Origin of the sequence: Leucobacter musarum subsp. musarum, from assembly GCF_001273845.1 — a bacterium.
Taxonomy (GTDB): Bacteria; Actinomycetota; Actinomycetes; order Actinomycetales; family Microbacteriaceae; genus Leucobacter; species Leucobacter musarum.
The window spans coordinates 119888-141975 of record NZ_JHBW01000062.1 but is presented as its reverse complement, the minus strand read 5'-3'; the positions used below and the strand labels follow the sequence as shown (position 1 = coordinate 141975).

General features: G+C 69.0%; 25 protein-coding genes. 12 read left to right on the top strand and 13 right to left on the bottom strand.

The genetic code is table 11. The features are described 5' to 3' along the window. Positions 1-36 precede the first annotated feature (36 nt). On the bottom strand, positions 37-1866 hold the full coding sequence (locus tag CH42_RS00865; protein ID WP_053351315.1) for a glycoside hydrolase family 15 protein: 1830 nt from the start codon (positions 1864-1866) through the stop codon (positions 37-39). A 163-nt stretch (positions 1867-2029) separates the two neighbouring features. Here CH42_RS00865 and CH42_RS00860 point away from each other — a divergent pair, with 163 nt between their 5' ends. Beyond that, a complete protein-coding gene (locus CH42_RS00860) occupies positions 2030-2593 on the top strand; it encodes a TspO/MBR family protein (RefSeq protein WP_082309203.1) in 564 nt (187 codons plus the stop codon). Positions 2594-2807: 214 nt separating this feature from the next. Then, positions 2808-3311, top strand: coding sequence for a CarD family transcriptional regulator (locus CH42_RS00855; RefSeq protein WP_053351314.1), 504 nt, complete (start codon positions 2808-2810; stop codon positions 3309-3311). A 245-nt stretch (positions 3312-3556) separates the two neighbouring features. Here CH42_RS00855 and CH42_RS00850 read toward each other — a convergent pair whose 3' ends face one another. Beyond that, the gene (locus CH42_RS00850; RefSeq protein ID WP_053351378.1) at positions 3557-4414 is read right to left on the bottom strand and encodes an SDR family oxidoreductase; all 858 of its coding nucleotides are present in this window, start codon (positions 4412-4414) and stop codon (positions 3557-3559) included. A gap of 99 nt (positions 4415-4513) precedes the next feature. Here CH42_RS00850 and CH42_RS00845 point away from each other — a divergent pair, with 99 nt between their 5' ends. Next, complete coding sequence (locus tag CH42_RS00845; RefSeq protein ID WP_053351313.1) at positions 4514-4915, top strand: winged helix-turn-helix transcriptional regulator; 402 nt, start codon at positions 4514-4516, stop codon at positions 4913-4915. Here CH42_RS00845 and CH42_RS00840 read toward each other — a convergent pair. Genes CH42_RS00840 through CH42_RS00830 form a run of 3 tightly spaced genes read right to left on the bottom strand, consistent with a single transcriptional unit; the run spans position 4899 to position 6765 of the window. After that, positions 4899-5345, bottom strand: coding sequence for a GNAT family N-acetyltransferase (locus tag CH42_RS00840; protein WP_239683892.1), 447 nt, complete (start codon positions 5343-5345; stop codon positions 4899-4901). The two genes, CH42_RS00845 and CH42_RS00840, sit on opposite strands and share 17 nt — an antisense overlap. A 5-nt stretch (positions 5346-5350) precedes the next feature. Then, positions 5351-5989, bottom strand: coding sequence for a DUF1349 domain-containing protein (locus CH42_RS00835; protein WP_075205167.1), 639 nt, complete (start codon positions 5987-5989; stop codon positions 5351-5353). A gap of 44 nt (positions 5990-6033) precedes the next feature. Then, positions 6034-6765: a TetR/AcrR family transcriptional regulator gene (locus CH42_RS00830; protein ID WP_053351312.1), complete on the bottom strand. Its 732-nt coding sequence runs from the start codon at positions 6763-6765 to the stop codon at positions 6034-6036. An 88-nt stretch (positions 6766-6853) separates the two neighbouring features. Here CH42_RS00830 and CH42_RS00825 point away from each other — a divergent pair, with 88 nt between their 5' ends. After that, on the top strand, positions 6854-7603 hold the full coding sequence (locus tag CH42_RS00825) for an SDR family oxidoreductase (protein WP_053351311.1): 750 nt from the start codon (positions 6854-6856) through the stop codon (positions 7601-7603). 207 nt (positions 7604-7810) lie between these two features. Here CH42_RS00825 and CH42_RS00820 read toward each other — a convergent pair whose 3' ends face one another. The 4 genes from CH42_RS00820 to CH42_RS00805 all read right to left on the bottom strand — a co-directional run bounded on the left by CH42_RS00820 (position 7811) and on the right by CH42_RS00805 (position 9970). Next, positions 7811-8662 (bottom strand): aldo/keto reductase, encoded by an 852-nt coding sequence (locus CH42_RS00820; RefSeq protein ID WP_053351310.1) that lies wholly within the window; start codon positions 8660-8662, stop codon positions 7811-7813. A 59-nt stretch (positions 8663-8721) separates the two neighbouring features. After that, positions 8722-9372 (bottom strand): LysE family translocator, encoded by a 651-nt coding sequence (locus CH42_RS00815; protein WP_053351309.1) that lies wholly within the window; start codon positions 9370-9372, stop codon positions 8722-8724. Between the two features lie 119 nt (positions 9373-9491). Further along, entirely contained in the window at positions 9492-9794 is a 303-nt protein-coding gene (locus CH42_RS00810) for a hypothetical protein (RefSeq protein WP_053351308.1), read from the bottom strand. Further along, a complete protein-coding gene (locus tag CH42_RS00805; protein WP_053351307.1) occupies positions 9791-9970 on the bottom strand; it encodes a hypothetical protein in 180 nt (59 codons plus the stop codon). The genes CH42_RS00810 and CH42_RS00805 overlap by 4 nt, the downstream gene beginning before the upstream one ends. Before the next feature lie 157 nt (positions 9971-10127). On the opposite strand from CH42_RS00805, the gene CH42_RS00800 reads away from it, so the two are divergent. Next, complete coding sequence (locus tag CH42_RS00800) at positions 10128-10382, top strand: hypothetical protein (RefSeq protein ID WP_053351306.1); 255 nt, start codon at positions 10128-10130, stop codon at positions 10380-10382. A 17-nt stretch (positions 10383-10399) separates the two neighbouring features. Here the strand turns inward: CH42_RS00800 and CH42_RS00795 are convergent, their stop codons facing one another. The 3 genes from CH42_RS00795 to CH42_RS00785 form a co-directional block, all read right to left on the bottom strand. Then, positions 10400-10849, bottom strand: a complete 450-nt coding sequence (locus CH42_RS00795; RefSeq protein ID WP_053351305.1) for a DoxX family protein — start codon at positions 10847-10849, stop codon at positions 10400-10402. Between the two features lie 208 nt (positions 10850-11057). Next, the gene (alr, locus tag CH42_RS00790; RefSeq protein ID WP_306455188.1) at positions 11058-12194 is read right to left on the bottom strand and encodes an alanine racemase; all 1137 of its coding nucleotides are present in this window, start codon (positions 12192-12194) and stop codon (positions 11058-11060) included. Between the two features lie 74 nt (positions 12195-12268). Continuing rightward, entirely contained in the window at positions 12269-12946 is a 678-nt protein-coding gene (locus CH42_RS00785) for an ATP-binding cassette domain-containing protein (protein WP_075205166.1), read from the bottom strand. Positions 12947-13019: 73 nt separating this feature from the next. Here CH42_RS00785 and aztB point away from each other — a divergent pair, with 73 nt between their 5' ends. The 4 genes from aztB to aztD are packed head-to-tail and all read left to right on the top strand — an operon-like array spanning position 13020 to position 17441. Then, positions 13020-13907: a zinc ABC transporter permease AztB gene (aztB, locus tag CH42_RS00780; protein WP_053351374.1), complete on the top strand. Its 888-nt coding sequence runs from the start codon at positions 13020-13022 to the stop codon at positions 13905-13907. Between the two features lie 5 nt (positions 13908-13912). After that, positions 13913-15208, top strand: coding sequence for a hypothetical protein (locus CH42_RS00775; RefSeq protein ID WP_053351304.1), 1296 nt, complete (start codon positions 13913-13915; stop codon positions 15206-15208). Continuing rightward, positions 15205-16173 carry a zinc ABC transporter substrate-binding protein AztC gene (aztC, locus tag CH42_RS00770; protein WP_082309202.1) on the top strand — a complete coding sequence of 323 codons (969 nt, stop codon included), beginning with the start codon at positions 15205-15207 and terminating at the stop codon, positions 16171-16173. The genes CH42_RS00775 and aztC overlap by 4 nt, the downstream gene beginning before the upstream one ends. A gap of 41 nt (positions 16174-16214) precedes the next feature. Next, a complete protein-coding gene (gene aztD, locus CH42_RS00765) occupies positions 16215-17441 on the top strand; it encodes a zinc metallochaperone AztD (RefSeq protein WP_053351303.1) in 1227 nt (408 codons plus the stop codon). A gap of 165 nt (positions 17442-17606) precedes the next feature. On the opposite strand, the gene CH42_RS00760 is transcribed toward aztD, so the two are convergent. After that, positions 17607-18206: a MarR family winged helix-turn-helix transcriptional regulator gene (locus tag CH42_RS00760; RefSeq protein ID WP_053351302.1), complete on the bottom strand. Its 600-nt coding sequence runs from the start codon at positions 18204-18206 to the stop codon at positions 17607-17609. A 72-nt stretch (positions 18207-18278) separates the two neighbouring features. Here CH42_RS00760 and CH42_RS00755 point away from each other — a divergent pair, with 72 nt between their 5' ends. Genes CH42_RS00755 through crtI form a run of 3 tightly spaced genes read left to right on the top strand, consistent with a single transcriptional unit; the run spans position 18279 to position 22086 of the window. Beyond that, on the top strand, positions 18279-19412 hold the full coding sequence (locus CH42_RS00755) for a polyprenyl synthetase family protein (protein WP_053351301.1): 1134 nt from the start codon (positions 18279-18281) through the stop codon (positions 19410-19412). Continuing rightward, complete coding sequence (locus CH42_RS00750) at positions 19409-20368, top strand: phytoene/squalene synthase family protein (protein WP_053351300.1); 960 nt, start codon at positions 19409-19411, stop codon at positions 20366-20368. The genes CH42_RS00755 and CH42_RS00750 overlap by 4 nt, the downstream gene beginning before the upstream one ends. After that, positions 20365-22086 carry a phytoene desaturase family protein gene (gene crtI, locus CH42_RS00745; protein WP_082309201.1) on the top strand — a complete coding sequence of 574 codons (1722 nt, stop codon included), beginning with the start codon at positions 20365-20367 and terminating at the stop codon, positions 22084-22086. Before CH42_RS00750 ends, crtI begins: the two co-directional genes overlap by 4 nt. Positions 22087-22088: the final 2 nt, after the last annotated feature.

Below are 22088 nucleotides of genomic sequence, written 5' to 3'. Positions count from 1 at the left end.
CTTTCGTTGCGGTGGGTGGTCATCGGGCTCGCGACGTCATCGTCCGTCGAGCAGTTCTGTCGGCACGAGATCACGGATGGTCATCACCGCTCCGAGAAACGCGAGGTGACTGAGCGCCTGCGGAGTGTTGCCCCAGGCAGTGCCGTCGGCGGCGTCGATCATCTCCGCGTAAATTCCGACGTCATTCGAGCGGTTGACGAGCTCATCCATGAGTTCCAGGGCTTCGTCATGACGGCCGACGCAGGCGAGCGCTTCGACGCGCCAGAAGGCGCACGCGACAAAGGTGCGCTCCTCGCGGTGCGCGCCGCTGTAGCGATAGAGCAGCGGGCCTGCGCCGAGTTCGTCGCTCAGCGCATCGATCGTCGATGACATGCGCTCGCCGCGGTCGAACCCGCTCGGCGCGTGCAAGAGCACCGACGCATCGAGTTCGTCACTGCCAGCGTAAAAACGGTAGGCCCCTCGGCGATCCGACCAGCCGTGCTCGTCGATCCACTGCCGAATGCGATGCTGCTCCGCGCGCCAGCGACCCGCACTGCCCGGAATCGCCCCGGCCTCGGCGAGCGCTGCTGCATCCTCGAGCGCCTGCCAGCACCCCATCTTCGACGAAACGTACTGGCGCTGCTCACCGAGCTCCCACATGCCCGAATCAGGGTTGCGCCACAGGTCGCACGTGCGATCAGCCACCCCCGCCAGCATGCGCGCGGTCGCTACATCGAGCACGTTGCCCGCGTCGACATAGGTGCGGCAGATCGAGATCAGGTCGCCGTACACCCCGAGCTGCAGCTGCTCATTCGCCGGATTGCCGGTGACGACCGGCCCGATACCTCGCCAGCCAGCGACGTCGTGCTCCGATGGTTCGGGCACCAGGTCACCGTCGAGTGTGTACATGACATGCAGTTCGGGGCCGTGCTCACGGATCGTCCGCAGCATCCAGGACAGTGCCGCCTGCGTCTCCTCGCGCAACCCGAAGCGCACCAGCGCCGTGGCGGTGTAGGCCAGGTCGCGCACCCAGGCAAACCGGTAGTCCCAGTTCTTGCCGCCCTCGGGGTTTTCGGGCAGCGAGGTCGTCGCGGCCGCAGCGATTGCCCCCGTCGGGCTGAAAATCAGTAGTTTCAGTGCGAGCGCGTTCCGCTGCATCCGTTCCGCGTACGGCCCCTCATACGAAAAGACCTCCGACCAGTGCCGCCAGTTCTCGACGGTGCGGTCGATGCCAAGGTCGACGTTGTGCGGGTCAGGAAAGTGGAGCGGTTCGTCGTGCGTGGCCGCGAGGGCGACGAGGTGGCGGGATCCTGCGCGCGCGACAAATGTTCCGGTGAGTTCGGGCCCGGTCCCGCCGTCGGGGTCCGGATCAGCCGGGCCGTGTTCAAACCCGACGACAGTGAACGCAGTCGCGCCGCTGCGCACCACGTGACCGTGCACTGTCGGTTCGATCCAGGGAGCCGCAGAGCGCAGGGAGGCGCCGGGGTTCACGCGCCACCGCATGGGCACCTCGCCCGTCACGCCCTCGATGCGGCGTGCGAGTTCTGCCCAGGGCAGACGGCCCGCGACGCCCGACACCATCGCGTCGGTCACGCGCACGCTGCCCGTCGAGGTCGTGAAGGTGGTTTCGAGCACGTTCGTGTTCGGCACGTAGCGCCGCTCGCTCGTGATCTCTGCGGGAGGAGCATCCGGGGAGAGCTCGAAGCAGCCGCCGGTTTCGTGGTCGAGCAGCCGCGCGAACACCGGAACGTTCGTCAGATTCGGCAACGGCAGCCAGTCGATACGGCCATTCGAGCCAATGAGCGCCACGGTGCGGCCGTCGCCAATCGGGGCGTACGACTCGATTCCGGGCTGCTCGCTCGACGGGTGCGGTGTACTGCGTGCCATGCATCCATGCTCGAACCGTTGCGCCACTCGCGTCAGTGGCTTGCGCCTCGCCCCGCTTGGGCGTTATGGCGAGACCTCTCGTCTCGTCCCCCTCGCTGGCGCCGCGCAAGCCGCACGCGCAACCCCCTGGCCGTTTGCCCTCAGGGCACGGCAGCATGGAAACATGAGCTCGATTTCGGCATCCTCCGCAGCAGCCCATCACCCGGCCCACATGGCACCGCCGGCACCAGCGCGTCAGGTCTTCGCCGCCGCCCTGTTCCTCATCATCGTCGCTGCCGTCGCATTCGGTGGCTCGCTCGCATCCACCGACAACGTCGACGGTTGGTATGCGGGTGCCGAGAAAGTCGCGTGGAATCCGCCGAACGCGGTCTTCGGCCCGACCTGGACGCTGCTGTACGCGCTGCTCGCGCTCGCCGGCTTTCTCATCTGGCGCTCGGGCTTTCGCGAGGGCGAACCGAACGCCGCGCGCAACGCGTTGGCGCTGTTCGTGACGCAGCTCGCTCTGAACGCGATGTGGACACCGGCGTTCTTCGCGGGCTACCCGGCGATCGGGCCGGCGGCCTGGTGGATCGCCGCAGTCATTATCGTCGCCCTCATCGTGGTCGTCATCGCGCTCGCGGTCTCGGCCCGGCGCTGGTCACGCGTTGCCGCCTGGATCATGCTGCCGTACCTAGCCTGGTTATGCTTCGCGACGAGCCTCAATATTGGCATCATCGTTCTCAACTGAGCGGGTGATCCTACCCCTTCATCATCGGTTTTCAGCGCATTTTTGCATCACGGATTGGGCAAATCGCCCGTGATCGGGTAAAATTAGTAGGAAGTGCAAGTTCACCGGCCAAATTCGGCGCTTTTCGCCCGGCTTTCGCGCCCGAACGCACTCGTCGAGACCGTGCGGCAGCCAGCCCACGAGTCCGCACACGACAGCGTCTGAGGAGATCACTATGCAGCAGTCTCACGTCGTGGGACACACCCTCGTGTACCCGCACCACGGTGCGGTGACGATCACTGCGATCGAGGTGAAGAAGATCGGCGGCGTCGAGCGCACCTGGCTCACGCTGCAGCCGCTGCTCAACGAGCTGTCGATCCAGATTCCCGCCGATCAGCTGAACGAGATCGGTGTGCGCGAGCTCATCGATAGCGACGGCATCGCAGAGTTGATCGACATCCTTCAAGAGGAGTTCATTGAGGAGCCGGGCAACTGGTCACGCCGCTTCAAGGCCAACGGCGAGAAGCTCGCCTCGGGCAGCGTGCACCGCGTCGGCGAGGTCGTGCGCGACCTGTGGCGCCGCAGCCAGGGCGCCAAGCTCTCGACCGGCGAGAAGGCCATGTACCAGCGCGCCAGCGGCATCCTCGTCACCGAGTTCGCGCTCGCTCGCGGCATTGCCGAGGCCGACGCGCACGAAGAGGTCGAGAAGATCCTCGCCGGCGAGAAGATCGCCGTCTGATCGAGACCCCATCCGGCGGGTGAACCGCCGAAGACCGAACGGGCCGTCCGCGAGAAATCGCGGACGGCCCGTTCGGTGTTTCTGGGCGCGCGCCGGGCGCGAGGCCCAATGCGCGATTTCGCTTCCGACACCGATTCAACGAAACGCAGACACTTACTGGCTCAGCCTGTATGCGTTTCGTTGAATCGGTGCGCGGGGAGCATGGTGCGCGGGGTGCAGCGTGCACGAACCCGCGCGGCACAGGTTCAGCCCGCGTAGGCTGCGTGCAGCGCCTCGACGAGCGGCGTCGTCGGGCGCCCGATGAGGTCGGCGAGCGTGCGATCCGCCGACTCGAGATCGCCCTGCGCGATGCCCGCGTCGAGCGCCGTCAAGAACCCGACGGTGCCGGCGTCGAGCCCGGCGCCCTCGAGCGCGGCCTGGTACTCGGCTGCGGGCAGCTCCTGGTGCGCGACCGGCTTGCCCAGCACTTCGCCGATGGCTGCGGCAAGCTCGTCGTAGGTGAACGACTCACCGGCGAGCTCGTAGGTCTTACCGATGTGCGCGTCGCCGATCAGGGCAACGGCCGCAGCCTCTGCGTAGTCCCGGCGCGCAGCAGCCGACACGAGACCGCCCTGCGTCGCCGAGATCAGCGTGCCCGTCGCCTCGGCTGCCCCGAAGTTGCCCAGGTAGTTCTCGATGTACCAATCGTTGCGCAGCAGCGTCGCGGGAACTCCCGAAGCGGCGATGGCCTGCTCCGTGGCGAGGTGCTCGGCCGCGAGGGGCAGCGAGCTCGACTCGACGTTCGCGAGGCTCGTGTAGGCGAGCTGCGCGACTCCCGCAGCAGCCGCTGCGTCGATCACGGTCTGGTGCTGCGGCACGCGCTTGCCGACTTCACTGCCCGAGATGAGCAGCACGCGGTCGACGCCGGCAAACGCGGCGGTCACGGTTGCGGCGTCGTCGTAGTCGAGCGGCACGACGCTGATGCCGCGATCGGCAAGGTCCGCCGCCTTCGACGGGGTGCGCACGCCGGCGACGATCTGGTCAGCGGCGACGCCCTTCGCGAGGAGCGCGTCGATGACGAGGCGGCCGAGCTGGCCGTTGGCTGCGGTGATAAGAGTGGTCACGGTGTTCCCTTCGATGGTGGCTTCGTTCGGGTGCAGCGCGATCCTGCCCCTGCGCATTCCCGAGTGACGGTACCCACTTTGCGGTAAGGTACTAGCGAGATGGTGAGTTATGCGGAAATCCGGGCGACTGGCGCCTTCGATCCGGCGTGCTCCACGCGGGTCGTGCTCGATCACGTGATGAGCCGCTGGGGCGTGCTGGTGCTGTGCACGCTGTCTGACGGCACGCATCGCTGGGGCGAGTTGCGCCGCGAGGTCGAGGGCATCAGCGAGAAGATGCTCGCATCGACCCTGCGTCAGTTGGTCGCCGACGGCATCGTGCACCGCGAATCACTGCCCACCGTGCCCCCGCACGTCGAGTACTGCCTGACCGAGCGCGGTCACGAGCTCATGGAGCGCATGCTGCCGCTCATCGGCTGGATCGCCGATCGAGCCGACGAAATCGTGGGCACCCCGGCTCAGCGACTGGGCGCCGCGGCCGCACCCGTCACCGCTCGCGCGTGAAGTAGACGCGCTCGAAGCCGTGCTCGGTGCGCTGCCCGGTCTCGACGAAACCCCGCTTCGGGTAATACGCGAGATTCTCGGTCATCGCGGCATTCGTGTACAGCCTGAGTTCGGGCAGCCCGAGTCGCTCCGCCTCGGCGTCGGCGTCGGCGAGCAGCGCACCGCCGATGCCCTGCCCGTGGGCCTCAGGGTCAACCGCGACGTTCTCGACCAGCAGGTGGTCGGGGTGCGGCACCGTCACGAGCAGCCCGACGATTCGTTCGTGCAGGATCGCCACGCGCACCCGGCCCTCACCGATCAGGGCAGCGTAGTCGCTCGACATCGGTGCCGGCTCTCGGCCGATGCGCGGCACGTACGGCGCGTAGGCGCGACGCACGAGCGCCGTCAGGTCTTCGGCCTCGTCGGCTGATGCGGCACGAATCTCGAGCACGGCGCTCAGCTCCCGTCGCGCAGGTCGTGCAGCGTTTCGGCGGCGAAGCGAATCTCGTCGAATCGCACCGCGCACCCGGCACCCGTGGGCGACTGCACGAGGAAGCCGAGCTGCGGGCAGGCGGCGACACGATGCTCGGCGTCACCGTGCCCGGCGCGCTGGGGCGGGTCGAGGCGGAACACCCGCACGAACTCCCATTGCGCTCCGTCGCGCGAGGCGTGCATGGCGAAGACGGTGTCGATCCGGGAGATGCGCAACCACAGCTCATCAGACTCGGCATCGAAGGCATTCGCGTCGTCGGAGACACCGCGGGTCACGACGCTCACCGCGAGCCGCTGACCGGTCGGCGAGTACTCGAAGCAGAGTTTTGCCCAGTGCGCGTCATCGAACCAGACCAGTAGCACGCCGGCGTCGAATGTGGAAGCGAAATCAACGGTGACCCGCGCGGAGAACTGGAAGTCGCCCGCAGGCGCGGCAAAGCGGGCCATCGGCGCCGTGCTCGAACTGGATCGGCCGAAGGGGTCGACGATGAGATCGGTGTGCGCGGGCGCTGCAGCGGCAAGCGTTGACCCGTTCCACGACCACTCCGTGCGACCGTCGGCGGTCACCTCACCCGGCAGCCCGTAGATGGAATATGCGGTCATGAGATCCTTTCGGGGCCGAGCCGCGGCGATACGGCGATGCGGGATCAGCCTGCCAGCGACTCCTGAGAACTCGCATCTGCGATTCGCTCGAGCATCTCGGCGAGCAGCATCCGCTCGCCCGGCGTCAGCACCTCGCCGAGGCGCGACAATCCGGCGAGCAGCGCGGCTGCGTGCGCGGCGCCGGTCGGCGCAGTCGACGCGGTCGCTCCGACGACTGCATCGGCGGTGGTGATGCCGGCGAACACGGCGTCGCGCACGCGGTGCGAGATCGCGGGATCGCGATCCGCCACCGCCTGACCGATCAACCGCAGCGTCACCCCCGTGCCCGCCGCTTCGATCATGCCCGAGGCCGTCTCGGGGCTCACGCGCAGCGACCCGACCTCGGCGACACGGGTGGTGAGCATCAGGAGGCGAGCGTGCGCGGCTGCCGTGACCTCGGAACTGTGGCCCGGGTGGGGGTCGGCGTACGTCAGGAGGTAGTGGTGCGGATGCTCGAGGCCGTAGTTCACGTGCAGGTCCCAGCCGGTGCGCAGATCGGCGAGCGGATCATCGCTCAGCCGCTGCGCCCGCTTCTGCGCCAGGTAGCCTTCGAAGGCGCGCGCCGCGACGGCCCCCAGCAGCCCCTGCATATCGCCGAACTGCCGGTAGATCGCCGGCGCCTGCACCCCCGCCGCTTCTGCGACGGCGCGGGTCGTGACCGCTTCACGGCCACCCGCGCGCAGCAGCGCGTCGGCAGCATCGAGCATGCGATCGCGGGCATCGCTTCGAGAGGTCATGAATCAATGCTACCAGAATTGCGATAGCGCTCTTCATGAAAGCGTGTTATGTTATCGGCGATAACACTTTTGCGAGAGCGGAGAATCCATGCATCTCACCGGACACACCATCCTGATCGTCGGCGGCACCTCGGGCATCGGCCTCGAGCTCGCACTGCGCCTGCGCGACGCCGGCAACTCGATCATCATCTCGGGCCGTCGCACCGAGCGCCTCGCGGCGATCGAAGCCGAACACGGCATCCCCGGTATCGCCGCTGACGTGGCCGACGCGGGGTCGATCCGGAACCTGCGCGACACTGCGATCGAGCGCTTCCCCGCCCTCGACACCGTGGTGACCATGTCGGGCATTATGCAGCGCGAACTCGTGCTCGAGCCGGGCGCGCTCGAAATCGCCGAACGCACCATCGAGACCAACCTGCTGGGCACGATCCGCCTCGTTGAGGCATTTCTGCCTCACCTGCTGAGCCGCCCGCGTGCGGCGATCCTCACCGTCTCATCGGGGCTCGCGTTCGTACCGCGCGCCGACACCCCCACCTATTCGGCGACCAAGGCCGCCGTGCACTCATACACGGAATCGCTGCGCGAGCAGCTGCGCGACACCTCGGTGCAGGTCATCGAGCTGGTGCCGCCGCTGACCGCGACCGAGCTCACTCCCGGTCAGCTCGAGAACCCTGCGGCGATGCCCCTCGTCGAGTACGTTGCGGAGTCGATCGCACTCCTCGACGCCGACCCCGACATCACCGAGGTGCTCGTCGAGCGCGTCAAGCCGCAGCGCTTCGCCGAGGTCGACGGCACCTACGCGCAGATCTTCGCGCGGATCGCCGGGCGCGCGGTGTAGGTGCTGGGCTGGTGCTAGGTGCGGGTCGATGCCCGCACCCCCGCCGGGCCCCCACGCCCGACGCCCGCGCCGGGCCCTGAGCCCCGCACCAACCCCATACGCCGAGTGCACCCCTTTTGCGCGAGCGCACCCCTGAGTGAGGTGTGCACTCGAGAGAAATGGGTGCACTCGAGGCAGAGGTGAGGCCGACCCCAGGCCGAGCGCCGGCTACTGTTCCTCGTGCGTGCGCGGGTCGGCGTCGAACAGGCGCCCGTCGGGCCTGCCGAGCGCGGTGATCGCGGCCACCTCGGCATCGTCGAGTGCGATCTCGACCGCTGCGAGGTTCTCGCGCTGTCGATCGAGGCTCTGCGACCGCGGAATCGACACGACCCCGCGCGCCGCGTGCCAGGCCAGCACGATCTGCACGGGGGTCGCGCCACGTTCGGCCGCGATGCGCTGAATCACGGGCTCGTCGAGCACGGCGCCCGCCCGCCCGATCGGGCTCCACGCCTCGGTGATGATGCCGAGCTCGCGGTGCAGCTCAACCGCGTCGACCTGCGGAAAGTAGGGGTGCACTTCAAGCTGGTTAAAGACCGGGCGCACCCCGGTCTCCGCTTCGATGCGCTCGAGATGTTCGGGGAGAAAGTTCGAGACGCCGATCTGGTCGACGACTCCCCGCTCGCGGGAGTCGACGAGCCCCTGCCACGCGTCGACGTACTGGCCCTGCACTGGATTCGGCCAGTGGATCAGGTGCAGCCCGATCGCGTCGACGCCGAGGCGCGCGCGGCTCTCTTCGACGCTGTGCTGGTTCCACGGTGCCTCATGGTGGCGTCCGGGCAGCTTCGAGGTCACAATGACCCCGGCCCCGTCATCAGCACCGTCGCCCGCCGCGAGACGGACCCCACGACCGACAGCGCCCTCGTTCTCGTAGTTGAAGGCAGTGTCGACGAGCCGATAGCCCGCCCCGATCGCCCCGGCGACCGCGTCGGCCCCCGCGTCGCCGTTGAGCTTGTACGTGCCGAGCCCGATGGGCGGTAGAACGAAACCGTTGTGGGCTGTGAACCGTGCGTGTGGTGCCATGCTGCGGGTGCTCCTTCGATCGAGGGTTCCGACCCTCTGTCTAGCACGGCGGGTGGACGCTACGCCAGGAACTTGCTTCGGGTGTCGAACGCCAGCTTGATTCCGAACAGCACCAGGAACGACCCGGCCACGCGGTCGACGATGCGGATCGCGCGGGCGTTCGCGAGCCAGCGCCGTGCCACGCTCGCCGCGCCGATGATGAGCGCGAACCACGCGAGGCTGATCGCCACGTGCACCCCCGCCAGCAGTAGCCCGCCTTCAAGCGCCGGCATGCCCGCCGGAATGAACTGCGGAATCGTCGCGATGTAGAAGACACCGACCTTCGGGTTCAACAGATTCGTCGTGATGCCGGCGGCGAAGGATCGCCAGGGCGACACCGCGGTCGGCGCGTCCGCGGTGAACGCCGTGTGCGATCCCGAGCGCAGGCTCTGCACGATCAGGTTCACGCCGAGATACAGCAGGTAGGCGGTACCCGCCGCCGCGACAACGAGATACGCGGTGCGCGACGCGGCGAGTAGCGCCGTGGCCCCGAGTGCCGCAGCCGCACCCCAGATGAGCGCCCCAAGCCCGATGCCGAGCGCGGTGCTCACGGCATGACGCACACCCCGAGTCAGGGACGCCCGCAGCACGAGCGTAGTGTCGATGCCCGGAATCACGGTCAGCACCACGGCGACCGCCGCGAAACCGATCAGTGCCTGTGTCAGCGTCATGCGCCCTCCCGTCGTGCAGCGCCGCGCAATGCGCGACCACACCAGTATCGTGCAGCCGGGGCCGCGGCCTCGCCTGATCGGCACCTTCGGCGGCAAAACCGTGCGGAATGTCGACGCATTCAGTACCCCTCCGCACGGTCTTCGAGGGCGCAGGCCAGTTCGAGGTACGACACGGCACGCACGATGTCTCCGCACTTGAGCGAGGCGTCGGCGTGGGCGATCGCCGACGCGACCGCACGCCGCTGGTTGCGTCGCAGGCGCCGCAACGTGAGGTCGGTGTGCCCCGCGGCGTGGGCGACCTCCAACTGCCAGCGCTCGGCGGGCGTTGCGGGCGCGTCACGGCGCCGATACCGCTCGGCGAGCTTCAGCTCCGCGCGATCGCGATCGCGATCGACGCGGCCGGGCCCGATCCGGTCGCTCACGCGGCGCCCCGCATCCCGGCGCTCGTCGCACGAGCTGAACCGCATTCCGGCCCGGGTGCGCGACCGGGCGGCGGGCCGCCCCGGCTGGTCTCGAACTGCAGGGTCGCCATGACGATCGCGCTGACCAGCGCGACGCCGACGACTCCGATGACGAGCACGATCTCTCTGCACCGCATGGGAGCTCCTCTGGTTCCACGCCGCCCGAATCAACGGCGTGCCCAGTTCACCCCGATCGCGGGTTTCCTCGCCTTATCGGCATCGGATAAGGAACCGAAACCGCCGCCGCGCCTACCGTCGGCAGCAGCCGCATTTCACTGTCGAAAGGACGACGCGATGATCCCTCATGACGACCGGCCCGCCACCCCTTCGGAGGCCCTACAGATCGCACTGACGCACGAATCCCGGGTCTCCGGCTGCAATCTCGATTGGATTCGCGAACGTCAATCGCCGGGCACCCGCTCAGCGCTCGATCATGCGCTGGCCGAATTCGCTGCGGGTGATCTGCGGCTCGCGCAGGAGTACGTGCGTCTGGCGTGTGAACTCAGCCGCCAGGCATCTCAGCACGCAGATGAGACTGCCCCCGGCTGAGCTCACGGACGCATGCGCTAGGCCACCCAGGCCGGAATGCGGCCCCGCAGCACCGCTCCGTCGAGCGAGATGCGCCCGGCGCCCGCAAACGCCAGCCCGAGTGCCGCTGCGCCGAGCAGGGCGACGAATTCGTAGCCGCCCTCGCCGACCCAGAACCCAGCCTGTGCGTGCACGAGAGCGATTGCGACGACCATATCGATGGCGAGCAGGATCGCGACGAGTCGGGTGAACAGGCCTGCAATGAGCAGGATGCCGCCGCCGAACTCCAAGAACGCGACCAGGGGTGCCGTGATCTCGGGAAGCGGAGCGCCAATGCTGCCGAACGATTCGACGGTACCCGCCAGCGTGTATTCGAAGAGCTTCTGCGCGCCGTGCGCGGTGAACACGACTCCGAGCGCGATACGAATGACGAGAATGCCCCAGGAGACTGAGGTGGCGTTGGCCGTCGAGGCGGACTGTCGGGGCATGAGTGAAGCTCACTTTCTGTGCGTCGGCAGGTGACCACTCCACGCTAGGAGCGTCACGCCGCGTGACACTGTGACTTCTGAACTCTGCGACAGCCCTCGGTGGGCTTCTGGTATCTCGCGCGCGACGCGCGGAGCCTGCGGCCCGCGATGCGCAGGGCGAATCAGCACACGCAGCGGACCAGCGTGAGACGGATCTGTCAGCGCGAGATCAGTACGCGCCGGAGCGCACGTAGCCGCGGGGCACGCGCGAGCCAATGCTCGTGAGCACTTCCCACGAGATCGTGCCGGCCGCATCGGCCCACTCGCGAGCGTTCGGCCGCCAGCCCAGCGATGGCCCGAAGAGCAGCACCTCATCGCCTTCGGCGACGTCGCGCGGGTGGTCGCCGAGGTCGATCACGAACTGATCCATGCAGACCCGACCCACACTCGGGTAGCGGGAGTCGCCGATCACGACGTCGAATTTGCCCGACATGATGCGTGGCACCCCGTCGGCGTACCCCAACGGCACGAGGCCGAGGGTGGTGTCATGCGGCGCGGTCCAGGTGTGCCCGTACGACACCCCGTCGCCCGATTGCACGCGTTTCATGAGGGTCAGCGGAGCCTTCAGCGTCATCGCGGGCGTCAGGCGCTCCGAGGGTTCGTCGAACGGCGAGTAGCCGTACATCGCGAGCCCCGGGCGCAGCACATCGAGGTGCAGATCGGGTCGTGCGAGTGCGGTGCCCGAGTTGCCGAGGTGCATCTGCTGCACGGCGATCCCGTGCTGGGTGAACTGCGCACGGGCGTCGAGCAACCGCTCGAGCTGCAGACTATTCAACGGGTGGTCGGGCACATCGGCGTGCGACAGGTGGCTGAACAGGCCGTGCACGCGCACCGCCCCCTCCGCGACGAGCGCGCCGAGGTCACGCAGCAATTCGGGCAGTTCGGCGTCGGTCACACCATTGCGACTGAGCCCGGTATCGACCTTCACATCGATCTCGGCGGGCCGCCCGACTTCGCGCGCCGCAGCGGCGACGGCGGCGAGCTGGCGCGGCGAGTTCACCCCGAGTCGCACATTGGCCGAGATCGCCTCGGCGTACCCGCTGGTCGACAGCCAACTCAGCACCGGCGCGGTAATGCCGGCCGCCCGCAGCGCCAAAGCTTCGGGAATCGTGGCGACGCCGAGCGATGTCGCACCGGCGGCGAGCGCGGCGCGGCCGACCTCGATGGCGCCGTGGCCGTAGCCGTCAGCCTTGACGACGGCCATGAGATCGGCCGTCGGCGCGAGCTCAGTGAGCACGCGGATGTTTGCGGCGATGGCGTCGAGGTCGACTTCGGCTACGGGTTCGGTGACCATCGGATTCGCCACACCTCTTCTCTCTGCTGCTTCGCCCCGGCCTTAGCCATATTGGCGAAGCTGCAGAGCGTTCGGCCGCTGCAGGCTCAACCGAGCGTGTGCTCCAGTCTAGGCGGCACTGCCATGGCACTTGCGCTGCGCGTCTCGACGAGGCACCCGCTCTCGAGGCGCAGCACGACGTCGGCGCTGGCGATCGCGTCGGGGTCATGCGTCACGCACACGACTGCGGCACCGCGCGCGGCCTCCGCCTCGAGCAGGCGCTGGGTGCGCTCGCGGCTGGCGGTGTCGAGCCCGGTCGCCGGCTCGTCGAGGCAGAAGATGTCGGCACCCCCGGCGATGCCCTGGGCCAGGAGCGCGCGCTGCCGCTGCCCGCCGGAGAGCGCCGAGAACGGGCGATCCACCAGGTCGGCGAGCGCAACCCGGTCGAGGGCCGCGGCGACCCTCGTGCGCCGATCGCGGCCGCCGGTGCGGCCCCTCCCCCAGGTGCCCATTGCGACGACCTCGCCCACGGTGATCGGCAGCGCATCAGGTGCGGCGATGCGCTGCACCACGAGCGCCACCGAGCCGGCGCGGGTGATCGTGCCGCGGGTGGCCGGGCGCACGCCGGCGAGCACTTCGAGCAGGGTGGATTTGCCGGCACCGTTCGGGCCCATGATCACGGTCACCGCGCCTCGGGCGATGCGGACCGTGATGTCGTTCAGAATGGGGCGCCCGTCGATGCTGACGTGCACCTGCTCGGCGATGATCTGGTCGGAAATGGGCATAGATCGAGTCTACCTCGTTTTGATAATGATTCTCATTTATGAATAGGATGGCCGAGTGCTCACCTCCGCCCTCGTGCCGCCGGCCGCTGCCGCCTCGCCGTTCGCCGCATTCTTCGCCGCGTTCTCGGCGGACTTCGTGCTGCGCGCCCTGCTCGGCGGCGCCCTCGTCGCCGTGATCTGCGGGGTGGTCGGCACGTGGGTGGTCATCCGCGGCATGGCGTTTCTCGGAGAGGCACTCGGACACGGCATGCTCCCCGGAGTGGCGCTCGCCACGGTGATCGGCGCCCCCGCGATCGCCGGCGCGGCCGTCAGTGCCGTCGCGATGAGCGCCCTCATCGGCTGGTTGCAGCGGCGCGGCCGCCTCTCGGCCGACACCACGATCGGCCTGCTCTTCGTCGCGATGCTCTCACTCGGCGTCATCATCGTGTCGCACTCCCGCAGCTTCGCGACCGATGCGACGGCGATGCTCTTCGGCGACATCCTCGCCATTCGCAGCGGCGATCTCTGGCTGCTCGCCGGCGCCGCCGCGGTCACGGTCACCGTCGCGGCGCTGTTTCACCGGCGGTTCGTGGCGGCCACGTTCGATCCGAGGATCGCCACCGCGCTCGGCCTGCGCCCCGACCTCGCACACACCGTGCTCGTCGGGCTCGTGACGCTCGCAGTCGTCGCTTCGTACCAGGCCGTCGGCTCGTTGCTGGTCGTTGGGCTGCTGCTCGCACCGGCGGTCGCCGCAGGCCCGTGGACCCGACGCATCAGCTCGCGCATGTGCCTCGCGGCCGTGTTCGGCGTCTTCGCCGTCGCGGCCGGCCTGTTGGCGTCATGGCACTTCGCGACCGCTGCCGGTGCATCGATCGCGGGAGCGTCGATCCTGCTCGCCGCGCTCTCCGGCGGCCTCGCCCGCGCCGTGCGCGCACGACCACGCACCCATGAGCCGCACGTTCACTTCACCCGCACTCCATGAAAGGCATGATGATCCCGCTCCGCCCCCGCCCGCTCGCCATCACCGGCGCCGCGCTCGCCGCGCTGCTGCTGGTTGGCTGCGCCGCATCTGCGACGCCGCACACCGGCACCGCAACAACCGAACCGTCAGGCCCAGCCGAATCCGACGCCGACACGGCCCCCGGGCACGGCGCCGTCGCGGGTGCCGCCGAGGCTCCCGAACCGCCGCTGCACCTCGTCGCGATCGACCGCTCCGGTGAGGTCGCGATGCTCGACCTGCTCGACGGCACGGAGACGACGCTGGATCGCGTGCGGGCTCCGCAGCGCGTCACCACCGATGGCAGATACGCGTTCGTCGCCGACGATTCGGGCGTCGACGTGATCGACAGTGGGGCGTGGACGTGGGATCACGTCGACCACTTCCACTACTACCGCGCCGCCGCGGGTGCGCCGGGCAGCATCGCCGGCGACGGGATCGCCACCGTTGCGACCGGCATGCTCGCGACCGCCGGGGGCACCGGTCTCTTCTTCCCCGAGTCCGGGGAAGCCGTGCTGCTCGACAATGCGGCGCTCGCGTCGGGCGAGATCGTCGAGACCCTGCGTCTCGACGTCGGCCCCCATCGTGGCATCATCGCACCCCTGGGGACCGGAGCCGTGGTGAGCACCCCCGACGAGCCGCGCGGCTCGGCCGAGACCCCGGCCGCATCGCTGCGCGCCGTCGACGCCGAAGGCACCGACCTCGCGACGATCGACTGCCCCGCGGCAGCCGGCACCATCACGACCCGCATCGCCGTCGTCGTCGGGTGCGCCGACGGCGCCGTGCTCGCGACCGCAAGCCCCGATGGCGCGGTCGACCTCGAGAAAGTTGCGTACCCGAGCGGCGCCGCCGCGCCCGCGACCGAATTCTCGGCGCGCAAGGGGCGGCCCACTGTGGCCGGCCTCGGCACCGACTCGGGCGTCTGGCTGCTCGACACCCGCGAGCGGTCATGGACCTGGGTCGGCACAGCTGAACGTCCGATCGCCGCGACCGCGGTCGACGACGAAGCGGAGCGCATCGTCACCCTGACCCCGGCCGGCGCAGTCGCCGTGCTCGACGCTACGGGCGCAAGCCTCGGTGTCTCGTCGCCACTCGTCAGCGGCCTGTCGACGGCCTCGTCTGCCTCCGCCGCGGAGGTCTCGCTCACCGTCGACGCCCAGCGCGCCTACGTCAACGACCCCGCGTCGGGCGACGTCTTCGAAATCGACTACGCCGACGGCGCGCGCGTCGCTCGCACGCTGACCCCCGCGGTCGACGCCGCCTTCCTCGTGGAGACGGGGCGATGAGGGGCTCGGCGCGCGGGCGCACCGGCTTGCGTGGGCGCGCCGCCCTCACGGTGCTCGGCGTCGGGGCGCTACTCGCAGCGGCCGCGACCGCCGGCTGCAGCAGTACGGCCGCGACAGGCGACGACAGTGACGCGCGTGCCCACGTCGTCGTCACGACGAACATCCTCGGCGACATCGTTGGCGAAGTGCTGGGCGATCAGGCCGAGATCACAACACTGATGCAGCCGAACGCCGACCCGCACTCGTTCGAGATCTCGGCGCCTGAGGCAGCGCTGCTCGGCGACGCCGACCTCGTCGTCTCAAGCGGGCTCGGGCTCGAAGAAGGCCTGCAGCAGCATCTCGACCGCGCAGCCGAGGCTGGCGCCGAGCAGTTCGTCGCGGGCGACGCCATCACCGCCTTGCCCTACGCCTCCGGAGACGCGGCGGGCACCCCCGACCCGCACTTCTGGACCGATCCGAACACCGTCATCGACGTCGTCGACGCGCTCGAGCAGCGTGCCGCGTCGCTCCCCGGCATCGATCGCTCTGAGCTCAGTGCTTCGGCCGACGCCTATCGGGTGTCGCTGACGGCGCTCGACGCCGAGATGACGCAGGCGTTCGCGGCGATCCCGCAGGATCACCGGGCCCTCGTCACGAACCATCACGTCTTCGGGTACCTCGCCGAGCGCTACGACTTCCGCATCGTCGGCGCCGTGATTCCCGGTGGCACGACACTCGCCGCCCCGAGCGCCGCCGACCTGCAGCACCTGAGCGACGCCATCACCGAAGCGGGGGTCTCCACGATCTTCGCCGAGTCATCGCAGCCCGACCGCCTCGTGCAGGTGCTCGCAAGCGAAGCCGATCTCGACGTGGCGGTCGAAGAACTCTTCACCGAATCGCTCACGCAACCGGGCGGCGGCGCCGAGTCCTACCTCGAGATGATGCGCGCCAACACTGAGCGCATCGCCACCGGGCTCTCCCCCTGACCTCACCAGTAACACCACACCACAGAAAGCAGGACACCACCATGACCCGACGACACCTCCGATTCGGGGCTCCCGCAGCGCTGCTCGGGCTCGCGCTTCTCGCGACCGGCTGCTCGGCCAGCACTGCCGGTGACGCCGCGGCCGACGACGCCTCACCCAGCGCCTCGAGCAGCGCCGAGGGGGCGCACGGCGACGACCGCCGCGTCGCCGTCTCGTACAACGGCGGCATCGCCGTGCTCGACGCCGACACCCTCGACGTCATCGAGGAGTTCGACAGCGAGGAGTTCACCCGTCTGAACGCCGCCGGCGATGGCCGCCACCTCTTCGTCACCACCTCCCAGGGGTTCCAGCTGCTCGACACCGCGGAGCCCGCCCTCACCGACCTGGTCGTCGAGGCCTCGGCAGCGGGCCACGTCGTGCGCCACGGCGGCAAGACCGTGCTGTTCGACGACGGCGCCGGCGAAACTACGGTCTTCGACACGCATGACCTGGCGCACGCCGACGGCGCGCTGCCCGAGGCGGTCACGTACACTGCCGAGCACCCGCACCACGGGGTCTCGATCGAACTCGAAGACGGCACGCTGCTGACCACCGTCGGCGACGAAACCGCGCGCACCGGGGCGGTCGCACTGGAGCCCCACGACGACCACTGGCACGAGATCACCTCGAGCGACCAGTGCCCGGGCATCCACGGCGAGGGCACCGCGGCCGACGAGGCCGTCATCTTCGGCTGCGAAGACGGTGCGCTGCTCTTCGCGGACGGCACCTTCACGAAGCTCGATGCGCCCGACGCTTACGGCCGCATGGGTAACGCTTACGTCTCAGAGACCAGCCCGATCGTGGTCGGCGACTACAAGACGGACCCCGACGCCGAGGGCTACCTGCTGAGCGCCGTTACGCTGATCAACACGGCGACCGAACAGTTCGAGGTCGTCGACCTGCCCGAGAACGTGCGATTCACCTACCGTGATGTCACCCGCGGGGCCGACGATCTCGCCTACATTCTGTCGACCGACGGATCGATCCACGTGCTCGACCCCGAGACGGGCAAGCTCGTGAACGAGTTCCCCGTCATCGACGCTTGGGAAGGGCCCGCCGAGTGGCAGGATGCGCACCCCACGATCGTCGGCGACGGCGACACAGCGTACCTGACCGACCCCGCAGCCAACGCCGTGCACGCGGTCGATCTGCGCAGCGGCAAGATCACCGCGACCGCCGAGCTCGACCACACGCCGAACGAGTTCGCGGTCGCGCTCGGCGAGCACTGATCGGGCGGCGCCGGCCTCGGCCGTAATGGCTCAACCCCAGCCCTGAATCGGTGTCAATTTGTGTCGCAGTGTGAGTCCAAATCGGGCACCGCGCAGCACACAGTGACACCGATTCGGTGGTTGCCGGCAGTCAGGCAAAGCGAAGCGGCGCAGCAGGCGCGGCGGTTAACCGGCCGCTTCTGCCGCCTCGGCCCATTCGACGCCGCTGATGTCGATTTCTCGGGTCATGTCGCGCAAGAAGTGCTCGACGACCGCGCGCTCCTCTGACGTGAGTCGGGCCGCCGCGTTGAAGCGATTCGCCTGCTGCTGGCCGACGGTGCGCTTGGCTGCGTCGTGGGTGTCGGGAGTGATGCGGATCACGAGCGCTCGGCGATCCTCGGGATGCCGCTCTCGCGAAATGTGCCCGCCGCGCTCAAGACGGTCGAGCAGTTTCGTCGTCGAGGCGCTCGAGATGCCGAGGTGCGCGGCGATCGCGCCCGGCGTCGGGAGCACGTCGGTGTTGCCGGCGACGATGAGAAAGTGCAGCGCGCGCATGTCGACGCTACTCAGCTTCATGTACTTGAGCGAGGCCTCCGAGAGGCGTTCTTCGGCATCGCGCAACTGGCGCAGCGCGTCCATGAGGTGCGCGATCTCTTCGAAATCGCGGGGTGCGAGCCCGGCGCTGTCGACGAGCTCAGACCGCGGATCGGTGTGGTCGACACGATAGAGCGCGGCCGGGCTCCCCTCGGTGCCGCGCTCCACAACAACCCGCTTGTCTTTCGCCACAGGAGAATATTATCCTGAAGTTGATCACTCGCTAAGTGAGTAATCAAAATTTCTACACGAGCGGGGGACGACGTGGTCAGGCAACGAGAGGTGCGCACGGTACTCACCGCCCCCGATCCCCCCACCGATCTCGACCGCGTGCACGCCCGCCTCGACGATTTCTTCGCCACCCGCGTACGCGAAGCCGAGGCATACCACCCGGCCTACGCCCGACTGTGGAAGATCTGCGGCGAGCGCACCGCTGGCGGCAAGCGCATCCGCCCGCGACTCATGCTCGACATCGCGGAGGCGCTGGGGTCGAGCCCCGAGGGCTCCCCCGCCGACCCCGACGCCGCAATCGATATCGCTGCGGCGATCGAGCTGCTGCACGCGTCGTTCCTCTTGCACGACGACGTCTTCGACGGCGATCTCACCCGCCGGGGCGCCCCCAACCTGATCGGCGTACTGGCGGCAGACACCCCCGCGCACATCGCCGCGTCTCCCATCGCGACCACCGATGCGCAGCGTCTGCATTGGGCTCGCAGCTGCGGCATTCTGATGGGCGATCTGCTGCTCGCCGAGGTGCACCAGATTTTCGCGCGCGTCGACGTCGCGATCGAGGCGCGCACGCAGTTACTCGATCTGCTCGCGCACGCAATCACTGAATCCGTCGTGGGTGAACAACTCGACATCGGGCTCGAAGACCGCACGATCATCGCCGACACCGCAACGGTGCTCGAGATGTGCCGACTGAAGACCGCGACGTACACGTTCGAGTTGCCGTTGCGCGCGGCGGCAATTCTCACCGGAGTGACCTCGCCCACGACCCACGCCGCACTCAGCGCGGCCGGCGCGCACCTGGGGCTCGCGTTTCAACTGCAAGACGACCTGCTCTCGACTTTCGGTGATCCTGCCGAGCACGGCAAAGACGCGTTCTCCGACCTACGCGAGGGCAAAGAGACTGCGGTCATCGCGGCCGCACGTATGACGACCGCTTGGCCCGAGATCGAGCCCGCGTTCGGCACCGGGCAGCTCGAGCGCGCCGCCGGCCTGCGTCTGCAGGAATTGCTGCGCGAGTGCGGCGCCGAGCAGTTCGTGCAGCGACTGATCGACGATCAGACGCGTGCGCTGCACGAGACGCTCGCGGATCAGGCGAACGGCGTGCCCGACGCGGCGCGACGCAGTCTGCTCGCCCTCGCCGACCGACTCGAGGGCCGGCGCGCATGAAGCCGCAGAGCCCCCTAGATCGCTACTCGCGCTCGGCAATGCGCGCGTCGGCGGTCGTGATTCGCAGCTATTCGACCTCGTTCGGGGCGGCGACGCGGCTGCTGGGCGCGCGCCACCGCGCGCACGTGCGCAACATCTATGCGCTCGTGCGCGTCGCCGACGAATTGGTCGATGGCGTCACCGACGGAGCCGGTCTCAGCGCCGAGGCGCAGCGCGATGCGCTCGATCGCTTGGAAGACGAGGTCGGCCGCGCCGTCGCAACCGGCTACTCGAGCGATCTGATCGTGCACGCGTTCGCCCAGACGGCTCGGGCCGCCCGCATCGACGCGTCGCTCACCGCCCCCTTCTTCGCGTCAATGCGCGCCGACCTGCTGGTGCCGATCGCTCCCGCGAACGAGCACCCCGTCGCGAACTCGACCGAGCACCCTGCGGCGAGCGCATCAGAGGATGCCCCGCACCGCGTGCGCGGCTTCGACGCTGAGCAGCACGGCACCTACGTGTACGGATCGGCGGAGGTCGTCGGCCTCATGTGTCTGCGGGTGTTCACGCGCGAGCAGCAGCTCGACGCACTGCAGCAGCACCGACTCGAACGCGGAGCGCGCAGCCTGGGCGCCGCATTTCAGAACGTCAACTTCTTGCGCGACCTCGCCGACGACACCGAGCGACTTGGGCGCAACTACCTCGGCTCGGGCGATCGGCTCACCGATGCCGACCGTGTCGACTGGCTGCGTCGCATCGACGCCGAGCTCGCCGACGCCCGCGCCGTGCTGCCACTCCTGCCGAAAGACGCACGCACGGCCGTGAGGTGCGCACTCGATCTCTTCGCCTGCCTGAGTCGCCGGATCGCCCGAACGTCGATCGATGAACTGTACGCCCGCCGGGTGCGCGTTCCCGACTGGCAGAAGTCCGAGATCATCGCTCGCGCCATTGCTCGCACCGCGGTGGAAACGCGATGAGCACCGCCAGCCGTCGCGCCGACGGCACTGGCTCGAACCCCAACACCGACCAGAGCACCGAAACCGGCGCCGGCACCCGCACTGTGGTGATCGGTGCGGGCATCGCCGGCCTCGCGACCGCTGCGCTGCTGGCCCGCGAAGGCCACACGGTGACCGTGTTCGAGCGCGGTTCGCGCGTCGGCGGTCGCGCGGGCTCATTCGCCCGCGACGGGTTCCGGTTCGACACGGGCCCCTCGTGGTATCTCATGCCCGACGTCTTCGACCACTTCTTCGCAATGCTCGGCACGAGCACCGCCGAACAGCTCGACCTGCGGGTGCTCGACCCGGGCTACCGCGTCTTCAGCGAGCCGGCGGCACCGGCGACAGCACCGGCACCAATCCCGGCGCCCGTGACGATCCCGGCCGGGCGAGCAGCGGCCCGCGCGTTGTTCGAGCGGCTCGAGCCCGGGAGCGGGCCGGCGTTCGACGCCTACCTCGATTCGGCGACCGAGACCACCGCGATGGCCGAGCGCTACTTTCTCTACAACCCGTTCACGCGCTGGCGCACGCTCGGCGCCCCGCCTGTGCTGCGCGCACTGCCCCGGCTCGCGCGACTGCTCGGCACGTCGCTGCGATCCTTCGCCGCGCAGCGCTTCACCCACCCCGTGCTGCGCCAGATTCTCGGCTACCCCGCCGTGTTCCTCGGCACGAACCCGAAAGACGCGCCGGCGATGTACCACCTCATGAGCGCACTCGACCTCGATGAGGGCGTGCGCTATCCGATGGGCGGGTTCGCGCACCTCGTCGAGCGCCTCGCCGTGCTCGCCCGCGAGGCGGGGGCAGAGATCGTGCTGGGGGCCGACGTCACCGAGATCGAGGTGGCGCGCGGCGGATCCGCCCAAACTTACTCGGCGACCGCGGTGCACTGGCGCGACGCCGACGGTGATGCGCACCGCCTCCCCGCCGATGTCGTCGTCTCGGGCGCCGACCTGCACCACACCGAAACGGAGTTGCTGCCCGAGGCCGCGCGCAGTTACCCCGAACGGTGGTGGCAGCGCCAGGTGAGCGGCCCGGGTGCCGTGCTGGTGCTGCTCGGCGTTCGGGGCGACCTGCCTGAGCTGCCGCACCACTCGCTGTTTTTCACCCGAGACTGGGATCGCAATTTCGACGACATCTTCGGATCGGCACCGCGCATTCCCGACCCGGCCTCGATCTACGTGTGCAAGCCGAGCGCAACCGACCCTGGCGTCGCACCCGCGGGGCATGAGAACCTCTTCGTACTCGTCCCCGTACCGGCTGATCCGGGCATCGGCCACGGCGGACCCGACGGCACCGGTGATGAGGCCGTCGAGCGAACGGCCGACGCCGCCATCGCGCAGATCGCGGCGTGGGCCGGGGTGCCCGATCTCGGCGAGCGCGTCGTCGTGCGGCAGACGATCGGGCCGCGCGATTTCGTCGACGACTACCACTCGTGGAGCGGGGGCATGCTCGGTCCGGCGCACGTGCTGCGGCAGAGCGCGATGTTCCGAGCGCAGAACCGTTCGAAGCGGGTCGCGAATCTGCTTTACGCCGGTGCGACGACTGCACCTGGCGTCGGCATTCCGATGTGCCTCATCAGCGCAGAGCTCGTGCTGAAGCATCTCCGCGGCGACCACTCGGCGGGGCCGCTGCCCGAGCCCAGTCAGCGGTCGGCTGCGACCGCAGCTCGCAACGGCGCCACCGTCGAGGAACAGGCCTGACC

Coding starts and splice junctions, on each gene's coding strand:
- CH42_RS00865 (WP_053351315.1), bottom strand. CDS start 1,866: ATGGCACGCAGTACACCGCACCCGTCGAGCGAGCAGCCCGGAATCGAG.
- CH42_RS00860 (WP_082309203.1), top strand. CDS start 2,030: ATGAGCTCGATTTCGGCATCCTCCGCAGCAGCCCATCACCCGGCCCAC.
- CH42_RS00855 (WP_053351314.1), top strand. CDS start 2,808: ATGCAGCAGTCTCACGTCGTGGGACACACCCTCGTGTACCCGCACCAC.
- CH42_RS00845 (WP_053351313.1), top strand. CDS start 4,514: ATGGTGAGTTATGCGGAAATCCGGGCGACTGGCGCCTTCGATCCGGCG.
- CH42_RS00835 (WP_075205167.1), bottom strand. CDS start 5,989: ATGACCGCATATTCCATCTACGGGCTGCCGGGTGAGGTGACCGCCGAC.
- CH42_RS00830 (WP_053351312.1), bottom strand. CDS start 6,765: ATGACCTCTCGAAGCGATGCCCGCGATCGCATGCTCGATGCTGCCGAC.
- CH42_RS00825 (WP_053351311.1), top strand. CDS start 6,854: ATGCATCTCACCGGACACACCATCCTGATCGTCGGCGGCACCTCGGGC.
- CH42_RS00820 (WP_053351310.1), bottom strand. CDS start 8,662: ATGGCACCACACGCACGGTTCACAGCCCACAACGGTTTCGTTCTACCG.
- CH42_RS00815 (WP_053351309.1), bottom strand. CDS start 9,372: ATGACGCTGACACAGGCACTGATCGGTTTCGCGGCGGTCGCCGTGGTG.
- CH42_RS00805 (WP_053351307.1), bottom strand. CDS start 9,970: ATGCGGTGCAGAGAGATCGTGCTCGTCATCGGAGTCGTCGGCGTCGCG.
- CH42_RS00800 (WP_053351306.1), top strand. CDS start 10,128: ATGATCCCTCATGACGACCGGCCCGCCACCCCTTCGGAGGCCCTACAG.
- CH42_RS00795 (WP_053351305.1), bottom strand. CDS start 10,849: ATGCCCCGACAGTCCGCCTCGACGGCCAACGCCACCTCAGTCTCCTGG.
- CH42_RS00785 (WP_075205166.1), bottom strand. CDS start 12,946: ATGCCCATTTCCGACCAGATCATCGCCGAGCAGGTGCACGTCAGCATC.
- CH42_RS00775 (WP_053351304.1), top strand. CDS start 13,913: ATGATGATCCCGCTCCGCCCCCGCCCGCTCGCCATCACCGGCGCCGCG.
- aztC (WP_082309202.1), top strand. CDS start 15,205: ATGAGGGGCTCGGCGCGCGGGCGCACCGGCTTGCGTGGGCGCGCCGCC.
- aztD (WP_053351303.1), top strand. CDS start 16,215: ATGACCCGACGACACCTCCGATTCGGGGCTCCCGCAGCGCTGCTCGGG.
- CH42_RS00750 (WP_053351300.1), top strand. CDS start 19,409: ATGAAGCCGCAGAGCCCCCTAGATCGCTACTCGCGCTCGGCAATGCGC.
- crtI (WP_082309201.1), top strand. CDS start 20,365: ATGAGCACCGCCAGCCGTCGCGCCGACGGCACTGGCTCGAACCCCAAC.